General features: G+C 71.5%; 6 protein-coding genes. 4 read left to right on the forward strand and 2 right to left on the reverse strand.

What is annotated here, in order from left to right:
• The first annotated feature begins 1 nt into the window (after position 1).
• From FXO23_RS19535 to FXO23_RS19550, 4 genes are read left to right on the forward strand one after another with little or no spacing between them, the layout of a single operon-like run.
• Complete coding sequence (locus FXO23_RS19535; RefSeq protein ID WP_246257554.1) at positions 2-961, forward strand: ABC transporter permease; 960 nt, start codon at positions 2-4, stop codon at positions 959-961.
• Positions 962-1834 (forward strand): ABC transporter permease, encoded by an 873-nt coding sequence (locus FXO23_RS19540; RefSeq protein ID WP_218952093.1) that lies wholly within the window; start codon positions 962-964, stop codon positions 1832-1834.
• Positions 1831-3453 carry a dipeptide ABC transporter ATP-binding protein gene (locus FXO23_RS19545; protein WP_158886773.1) on the forward strand — a complete coding sequence of 541 codons (1623 nt, stop codon included), beginning with the start codon at positions 1831-1833 and terminating at the stop codon, positions 3451-3453. Before FXO23_RS19540 ends, FXO23_RS19545 begins: the two co-directional genes overlap by 4 nt.
• Positions 3450-4424, forward strand: a complete 975-nt coding sequence (locus tag FXO23_RS19550; protein ID WP_158886774.1) for a glutathione S-transferase family protein — start codon at positions 3450-3452, stop codon at positions 4422-4424. Before FXO23_RS19545 ends, FXO23_RS19550 begins: the two co-directional genes overlap by 4 nt.
• A 42-nt stretch (positions 4425-4466) precedes the next feature.
• Here FXO23_RS19550 and FXO23_RS19555 read toward each other — a convergent pair whose 3' ends face one another.
• Together FXO23_RS19555 and FXO23_RS19560 are read right to left on the reverse strand one after the other, a co-directional pair.
• Complete coding sequence (locus tag FXO23_RS19555) at positions 4467-5690, reverse strand: cytochrome P450 family protein (protein ID WP_158886775.1); 1224 nt, start codon at positions 5688-5690, stop codon at positions 4467-4469.
• 30 nt (positions 5691-5720) lie between these two features.
• A complete protein-coding gene (locus FXO23_RS19560; RefSeq protein ID WP_343034494.1) occupies positions 5721-9053 on the reverse strand; it encodes an AfsR/SARP family transcriptional regulator in 3333 nt (1110 codons plus the stop codon).
• Positions 9054-9341 lie beyond the last annotated feature (288 nt).

The following is a 9341-nucleotide window of genomic DNA, read 5'->3' on the forward strand; positions in this document are numbered from 1 at the left end:
GGTGACCGGACGGGGGCGCGGCGAGCTGGGCGGGTTCATCCTGCGGCGGCTCGTCGCCGTCCTCCCGGTGCTGCTGGCGGCGCTCACGCTGTCGTTCCTCATGCTCCACCTGGTGCCCGGCGATCCGGTCCAGACCATGCTGAGCGCGGGCGGGCCGCCGACGCCGGAGCAGGAACGGGCGCTGCGCCACGAACTCGGCCTGGACCAGCCGATCCTGACCCAGTACTTCGGTTTCCTCGCGGACGCGGTGCGCGGCGACTTCGGCCGCTCGGTCAACACCGGCGCGCCGGTCGCGGACCTGATCGGCGAGGCCGCGCCGGGCAGCACCGCGCTCGCGGTCACCGCGCTCGCGCTGGGCCTGCTGCTCGGCGCGGGCGGCGCGATGCTCGCCGGGATCACCCGCTGGCGTCCACTTCGGACAGTGCTGAACGCGCTGCCGGTGCTGGGGATGTCGATGCCCGCCTACTGGGTGGCGATCCTGATGATCCAGATCTTCTCGTTCCAGCTGGGCTGGTTCCCGGCGACCGGGCAGGACGGGTTCGCCTCGCTGGTGCTGCCCGCGGCCACCATGGCGCTGCCCGCGGCCGGGGTGATCGCGCAGGTGCTCGGCACCGGATTGCGGGCGGCGGGCGCGGAAGCCTACGTGCTCACCGCGCGGGCGAAGGGCGCGGGGCCGTGGCGCGTGCAGTTCCGGCACACCCTGCGCAACGCGAGCCTGCCGACGATCACCGTGGTCGGCACGACGGTCGGGAACCTGCTCGCGGCCGCGGTGGTGTCCGAGACGGTCTTCGGGCGGCAAGGGCTCGGGCGGCTGACGGTCACCGCGATCACCACCCACGACTTTCCGGTGCTGCAGGGCATGGTGGCACTGCTCGGGGTGCTCTACGTCGTGGTCAACCTCGTGGTGGACGTGCTGTACGCGTACGTCGATCCGCGGGTGACCGCCGGGCGGAGGGCGTAGATGGTCTTCGAGACGTCCGAACAGCTCGCACCGCCCCCGTCCACCCGGACCCGGCACGCGCTGCGGCGCCTCGCGCGCAGCCCGGCGGCGATCGTCGCGACGCTCACCCTGCTGGTGATGCTGGCGTTCATGCTGGTCCCGGATCTGGTGGCGGGCCAGGACCCGGAGGCGGTCAGCCCGGCGAGCCTGCTGCGGCCGCCGAGCTGGGAGCACCTGTTCGGCACCGATCAGCTCGGCCGGGACCTGTTCAGCCGGGTGGTGCACAGCGCGCGGCCCGCGCTGCTGGTCGCGCTCGCCGCGACCGGGTTCGCGGTGCTCGCCGGTTCGCTGATCGGCCTGCTCGCCGGGTTCCTCGGCGGCTGGGTGGACGCGGTGCTGATGCGGGTGGTCGACGTCCTGCTCGCGTTCCCCGCGTTGCTGCTGGCGCTGGCCGTGGTGGCGGTGCTGGGCAGTTCGGCGGTGAACGTGGCGATCGCGGTCGGGGTGTCCAACCTGGCCACGTTCTCCCGGGTGGTGCGCGCGCAGGTGCTGCACGTCCGGACCCGGCCGTACGTGGCCGCGGCGAGGCTGTCCGGGGTGCGGGCGCCGCTGGTGGTGCTGCGGCACGTGATCCCGAACGCGGCGGGCCCGGTGGTGCTGCTCGGCCTGCTCGGGCTCGGCGTGGCGATGCTCGCGTCCTCGTCGCTCAGTTTCCTCGGCTTCGGCCCCAGGCCACCGGAAACCGACTGGGGAACGCTGGCCGCGGCCGGGCGGGACTACCTCGGCTCGGCGTGGTGGCTGACCACGTTCCCCAGCCTGGTGGTGGTCGCGACCGTGCTCGCGGCGACCACGTTCGGCCGGGTTTTCCAGCAGCAGCAAGGGGAAGGCCGGTGACACCGCTGCTGTCGGTCCGCGATCTGCGGGTTTCCTACTACGGCCCGGCCGCGCCGGTGGCCGCGCTCGACGGCGCCGAGCTGACCGTCCACAGTGGGCAGACGGTGGCGATCGTCGGCGAGTCCGGCTCCGGGAAGAGCACCCTCGCGCTTTCCCTGCTCGGTCTGCTGCCCCCGGCGGCGCGCACGCTCGGCGGCGAGATCCGGCTCAAGGGCCGGGACCTGCTCGTCCTCGGTGATCAGGCGATGCGCGCGATCCGCGGCCGGGAGATCGCGTTCATCCCGCAGGACCCCGGGGTTTCGCTGAACCCGGTGGTCCCGATCGGTGTGCAGGTGGCCGAAACGCTGCGCATCCACGGGCTCGCCGACCGCGCCGGCGCGCGTGCGGCCGCGGCCGAACTGCTGACCACCGCGGGCCTGCCCGCCGCGCGGGCGAAGAGCTACCCGCACGAACTGTCCGGCGGGATGCGCCAGCGCGTGCTGATCGCGATCGCGCTGGCCGGGCGGCCGAAGGTGATCGTGGCCGACGAGCCGACCAGCGCGCTGGACGTCACCGTGCAAGCGCAGATCCTGGACCACCTCGGCGAACTCGCCGCGGAAGCGGGCACCGCGGTCGTGCTGATCACGCACGACCTCGGCATCGCGGCCGAACGCGCCGAACACGTGGTGGTGATGTACCGGGGCCGGACCGTGGAATCCGGTTCGGCCGAGCGCCTGCTGGCGCACCCGCGGCATTCGCACACCCGCCTGCTGGTCGAAGCCGCGCCGAGCCTGAACTCGGCTCGGCTGACGGCCGACGTGCCACCGGTCGCCACGCCGGGGCAACCGCTGCTGGCGGTCCACGGCCTGACCAAGACGTTCCCCGGGTCCGGCTGGCGGGCGCACCGCCACCGCACGACCGCCGTGGACGGTGTCGACTTCACCGTGGACCGCGGCGAAACCCTGGCCCTGGTGGGCGAATCCGGGGCGGGCAAATCGACCGTGGCCCGGCTGCTGGTGCGGCTGGAGGAACCCACCGCCGGGCGGATCACCTTCGACGGCGCCGAGGTCACCGCGTTGCGGGGCGCGGGCCTGCGCCGGTTCCATCGGCGGGTGCAACTGGTCTTCCAGGACCCGTTCGCCTGCCTGGACCCGCGGTTCACCGTCGCCGAACTGCTCGACGAACCGTTGCGCGGCTTCGGTCTCGGCGACCGGGCCACCCGGCGTGCGCGCGTGCGCGAGGTCGCCGAACAGGTCGCGCTGTCCCCGGCGCTGCTCGGCCGCCGGCCCGGCGAGCTCTCCGGCGGCCAGTGCCAGCGGGTCGCCATCGCGCGAGCCATCGCGGTGCGCCCGGACCTGCTGGTGTGCGACGAACCAGCGTCCTCTTTGGACGTTTCGGTGCAGGCGCAGCTGCTGCGGCTGCTCGTGCGCCTGCAGGCGGAACTGGGGTTGAGCTACGTCTTCATCGCGCACGACCTCGCGGTGGTGCGCCAGATCGCCGACCGGGTGGCCGTGCTGCGCGCCGGACGTATCGTCGAGCTGGGGCCGGCGGACGAGGTGCTCGTCGCCCCGGCCGATCCCTGCACCCGGGAACTCATGTCCGCAGTGCCTCGCATTCGATCACGGGAGGAAAGCAGATGAGCATCACCCCGCGGGCCGCCGAACCGGTGGACATCGACAAGTACGGGCCGTACGGCCGGCCGCCGAGCAAACCGCCCGCGGAAGCCCGGAAGCAGACCCGGCCGGGGCCGGCCTTTCCCAACCGGATCGGCACTTCGGAGTACCCGGCGGAACCGGGCCGCTACCACCTCTACGCGGGCCACCCGTGCCCGTTCTCCCAGCGCGTGATGATCGTCCGCGCGCTGAAGGGGCTCGAAGAAGTGCTCTCGGTGTCCATTTTGGACCCGATGCGGGACAGCCGCGGCTGGGCGCTGCGCGAAGGCGAGGGGCACGGCCTGGACGAGGTGAACGGTTTCGCGTTCCTGAGCGAGGCGTACCGGGCTTCGGGCTTCGAGGGCCACTACTCGACCCCGGTGTTCTGGGACCGCACGGCGAACCGCATCGCCAGCAACGACTTCCAGCACCTCGACACCGACGTGGCCACCGCGTTCGACGCATGGGCCACCCGCGAGATCGACCTCTACCCGGAGAACCTGCGCGGCGAGATCGACGAACTCAACGAGTTCCTCTACGAGAAAGTCCACAACGGACCCTACAAATGCGGTTTCGCGCCGACCCAGGAGTTCTACGACACCGAGGTCCGTTCGCTGTTCGCCGCCCTGGACGAACTGGACGCCCGCCTGGCCGATCGCCGCTACCTGTTCGGCGACCGGATCACCTTGTCCGACATCCGGCTCTGGGTGACCCTGGTCCGCTTCGACGCGGTCTACGTCACCCATTTCAAGGCGAACCTGCGGCGCATCGCCGACTACCCGAACCTCTGGCCGTACGCCCGCGACCTCTACCAGATCGACGCGTTCCGCGACACCACGAACTTCGACCACATCAAGCGCCACTACTTCGGCACCCACACCTGGATCAACCCGTCGCGGATCGTCCCCGTGGGCCCCGACCTCGACTGGGAAGCCCCGCACGGACGCGAAACCAAGTGACCGCTCGCGTGCCCGGGTTCCGCACCCGGGCACGCGAGTTCGTCACCCGCGCTCCGGCCCCAGCTTCAGCGGAAGCCGTTCCAGGCTGCGGAACAGAATGTCGTCGCGGTAACGGATCTCCGCCGCCGGGACCGCGAGCGACAACTCGGGGAACCGCGCCAGCAGCGACTCGAGCGCGATGCGGGTTTCCAGCCGGGCCAGGGGTGCGCCGAGGCAGTGGTGTACCCCGTGCCCGAACGCCAGATGCCCGCTGGCGTCCCGGCGGATGTCCAGCCGGTCGGGTTCCGGGAAGCGCGCCTCGTCGCGGTTCGGCGCGCCGATCGGGATCACCACGAACTCGCCCGCGGGGATCTCCACGTCCCCCAGCTTGAGCGGTTCGGTGGTGAACCGCAGCGTGGTCGTGCCGGTGGCGCCGTCGTAGCGGAGGAGTTCCTCGACCGCCCCGCCCACCAGTTCGGGTTCGGCCCGCAGGGCGGCGAGCTGATCGGGATTGGTGAGCAGCGCGAACACGCTGTTGCCGATCTGGTTCCCGGTCGACTCGAACCCGGCGGACAGGATCAGGAACACCATCGCCACGAGCTCGAGCTCGTCGAGCCGGTCGTCCTCGTCGCGCGCCTGCACCAGCCCGGTGACCAGGTCGTCGGCCGGCTCCTCGCGCTTGCGGGCCACCAGCTCCCGCAGGTAGTCGGCCATCGCGGCCGCCCCCGCGCCCCGCTCCTCGAACGTCCCGAACGCGATCTGGTTCATGATCTTCCGGAAGTGGGCGCGCTCCTGCTCGGGCACCCCGAACAGCTCACCGGCGACGCCGACCGACAACGGGTGCGCGTAGTCCACGAGCAGGTTGACCTCGTCCCGCCCCGCCAGGCCGTCGAGCAGGCTCCGCGCGAGCTGCTCGATCCGCGGCCGCAACTGCTCGATCCGGCGCAGCGTGAAGGCCTTGGCGACGAGCTTGCGCAGCCGCGTGTGATCCGGCGGATCCCGGTTCAGCATGTGCGATTCGAGCACTTTGCTCAGGAAGGACGGCGTTCCGCCGCCCTCTTCTTCCCGCCGCTGTTCGTGGATCGGGGCGGCCCGGCGCGAATCCTTGCTCAGCGCCGGGCTGGCCAGCGCCGTCCGGGCGTCCTCGTACCGCGTGACCAGCCACACCCGCAGCCCGTCCGGCATGAGCGCCTGGCGCACCGGGGTTTCCCGCCGCAACCGCCGGTACAGGGCGTGCCGGTCCTGGATGAAGTCTTCCCCGAGAACCACGGGCGAGGCGTCAGCCATCTTCTTCCTCTGCTGTCGGGATGCGAAGTCTCACTGCGCGGCCGAACCGCCGAGTGCGGTGCGGAGTTCGTCGTCCTCGGGCACGCCGAGGTCGGCGAGCAACGACCGCGCCCGCCGGAGGTGCTCCGCCGCGGCGTCGGCGCCGGAGTCGATGCGGGCGAGCAACTGCCGGGCCCGCGCCTCGCCGAGCCGCTGCCCGGTTTCCTGGTAAGCGGCGAGCGCGGCCCGGGCGCGCTTGGCCGCGGTGGCGGAATCACCCAGCTCCAGTTCGAGCCGGGCCAGGGCCAGCCACGCCGATCCCTCGTGCAGCCGGAACCGGCTGGTGCGGATGGACTTCACCGCGGCCTCGGCGTGTTCGCGCGCCTCGTCCGCCTGGCCGAGGCGGCGCAGCACGTTCGACAGCCCGATCCGGGCTTCCAACATCCCGTACGCGTAGGGCCCCATGTCCTCGGCGACGGCGAACGCCTGCCGGTAGCAGTCCAGCGATTCCTCGAGCCGGTCGAGGCGTTCGAGCACCGCCGCGAGCGCGTTCAACGCGTCGGTCTCGGTTCGCTGGTGCTTGATCTCCCGGGACAGCGCCAGCGCCCGCCGCGCGGTGTCGTGCGCGGTCTCCAGGCGGCCGAGTTCGCGGTACACACTGGACAGTCCGTTGAGGCCGCGGCTTTCGCCGAAGGCGTTGCCGAGCCGCTGGAAGATCCGCGAGGTCTCGGTCAGCGTGTCGAGCGCGTCGGAAAACCGGCCGAGGTCCCGGTACGCCATACCGAGCCCGAACAGGCGCACCCCCTGGGTGTACGGGCCGCCGCGATCGCGCCCGACCTCGACGGATTCGCTCAGCCACCGCAGCGCGGTGTCGAGCTCGCCGAGGTAGCGGTGCGTGATCCCGACCCCGTGGATGGCGTCCGCCTCCTGGTCTTCGAGCCCGTGGCGGCGGCAGAGCTCCAGCGCCGCGTTCAGGCTTTCCGCGGCCTCGGTCAACCGGCCGGTCCACAGGTTGGCCAGGCCGAGCGTGTAGCGGCAGCCTTCTTCGTACTCCGGGTTCCCGAACTCCGCGCCGCCGCGCAGCGCCTGGTTGAGCTGTTCGATGGCCAGTCCCTGGCGGCCCGAGGTGAGGTACGCGAACCCGAGCGCGGTGTGCATGACCGGTTCGGCTTGCGGTTCGTCCGAGCGCAGCGCGGCCTTGAGCCCGATCTGGGTGGTCAGCACCCATTCGGTGAACCGGGTGCTGACCACGAGCGGGGCGGCCATTGCGTAGGCCATGCGCCAGCCGTAGCCGTACGGCCCGTGCTCGGCGGCGTGTGTGAGGGCCGCCTTCAGGTCGACGTACTCGGCGTCGACCCAGGCCTTGGAATCGGCCGCGTTGGCGAGTTCGGGCAGCTCGACCTGGACCATGTCCGGCGGCGGTTCGGGCTGGTCGCGGTTGGGTTCGATGAGCTTCGTCGCGGTGACCGCCGCGCCGAGGTAGAGGGAGTACAGCCGCCGTATCGCGGCCTCGCGGATCTCCTCGCTGTCCATCGCCTCGCCCTGCTGGATGGCGTAGTGCCGCAACAGGTCGTGGAACTGGAACCGGCCGGGCCCGCAGTCCTGCACCAGGTTGGCGACCCGGAGGTGCCCGAGCAGCGGCTGGACGAACTCGACGGACGTGTCGAACAGCGCGGCCGCAGTGTACACGGTGAAATCGGGGCCGGGGACGAGCCCCAGGTAGCGGAACAGGGTGGCCTCGTCCGGTTTGAGCGCCGCGTAGGAGAGGTCGAACGCGACCCGGACGGCGGCCTGCTCGTCGCCCTGGATGGCGAGTTTGGCGAGCCGGTGGTTGGCGTCGCGCAACTCGGCCACGTAGGCCCGGATTTCCAGGTACGGGCGGCTGGACAGGTTCGCCGCGGCGATCCGCAGGGCCAGCGGCAGGTGGCCGCACAGCCGGGCGAGTTCGGCGGCGGCCTCGGGATCGGCCGGGACGCGTTCGTCGCCGACCACCGTGGCCAGCAGCGAAACGGCAGCGTCGGGCTCGAGGACGTCGAGGTTGATCCGGCTGGCACCCTGCAACGCGGTGAGCCCGCGCAGATCGTCCCGGCTGGTGACCAGCACCGCGCAGTGGGCGCCCGCGGGGATCAGCGGGCGGACGTGGTCGGCGGAGTTGGCGTTGTCCAGCACGACCAGCATCCGCTTGTCCGCGAGGATCGACCGGTACAACGCGGCCTGCTCGTCCAGGTCGAGCGGGATGAAGTCGGAGGAGACGCCGAGCGCCCGGAGGAACCGGGTGAGCACCTCGGTCGGGGTGACCGGGGCGGCGCGCGAGTAGCCGCGCAGGTTGACGTACAACTGGCCGTCCGGGAACCGGTCGCGGAGTTTGTGCGCCACCCGCTGGGCGAGCGTGGTCTTGCCGATGCCCGGGAGCCCGGCGAACACGACCACTGGCGGCGCCTCGCGCGGTTCGGCGGAGAGCAGTTCGGTGACCCGGTCGATGATGCTTTCCCGGCCGACGAAACCGACGAGGTCCGGCGGGAGCTGGGCCGGTGCGGGCAGCGGCTGCACGGGGGGCGCGGTCACCGGCGCGGCGGCCGGGGTCGCCGCCGCGGGCGCGTCGAGCGCGGGGTCGTTGGCCAGGATCGCCTGGTGCAGGCGCTGCAGTTCCGGACCTGGATCGATTCCGAGCTCGTCGACGCGCAGGGTGCGCACTTGCTGGTAGACGTCCAGCGCCTCGGCCGCGCGCCCGCTGCGGTAGAGCGCGAGCATGAGCTGCGCCCAGTACTGCTCCCGGAAGGGGTTGTCCGCGGTGAGCACGCGCAGCTCGCCGATCAGGTCCTCGTGGCGGCCGAGCTCGAGGTCGACGCCGATCCGCCGCTCGACCGCGGTCAGGCGTTCCTCGGTGAGCCGGGGGACCTCGTTGCGGTGCAGCGACACCGACGAGACGTCGACCAGGGCGGAGTCCCGCCACAGCTTGAGGCCCTTCTCGTACTCCTCGGACGCCTGCTCCCAGCGCCCGGCCGCGGCGTCCCGGCGCCCGCGCTCGACGTGCGCGCGGAACACTTCGAGGTCCAGTTCACCGGGCTCGATGCGGAGCAGGTAGCCGGTGGGCCGGGTGACGATCCGCTCGCCACCCCCGGGTTCGACCTCGTTCAGGGCGCGGCGGATCCGCGACACGTAGGTGTGGATCGTGGCGGGCCCGGCCTGGTTTTCCCCGAACACCGCCTCAAGGAGTTGCTCGACCGAAACGACCCGGTTGGCCTGCAGGATGAGGGCGGCCAGCAACGAGCTTTGCCGTGATCCGCGCAGCTGAGTTCGACCCGATGATCCGGACACTTCGGTCGGACCCAAGATTCGAAACTCCACCCGCAACCCCCGGCGTAGCATGCGTGCGCCAGCCATCTCACCGAGGGCCGGCCAGGCATCGCCTGGCCACCCACTGTATCAACTCCACGCCACTCGAAGTGGTCGATACCACTGGTTCGGCCCGGCCTGTTGGAACCTGTCCAACAGGCAGAACGGCTGGTCACGGCAGGTGCGCCCATGATCACCAACCGTGATCATGGGCGAGCGCGAAAAACCCGAGGCCCCGGGAGAACTCTAGTGGTTCTCGACCGGGGCCTCGGGCTCTTCATGTTGTGTTCGGCGATGTCCTACTCTCCCACAGCCCTTCGGCTGCAGTACCATCGG

The sequence above is a fragment of the Amycolatopsis anabasis genome (assembly GCF_009765355.1).
Taxonomy (GTDB): domain Bacteria; phylum Actinomycetota; class Actinomycetes; order Mycobacteriales; family Pseudonocardiaceae; genus Amycolatopsis; species Amycolatopsis anabasis.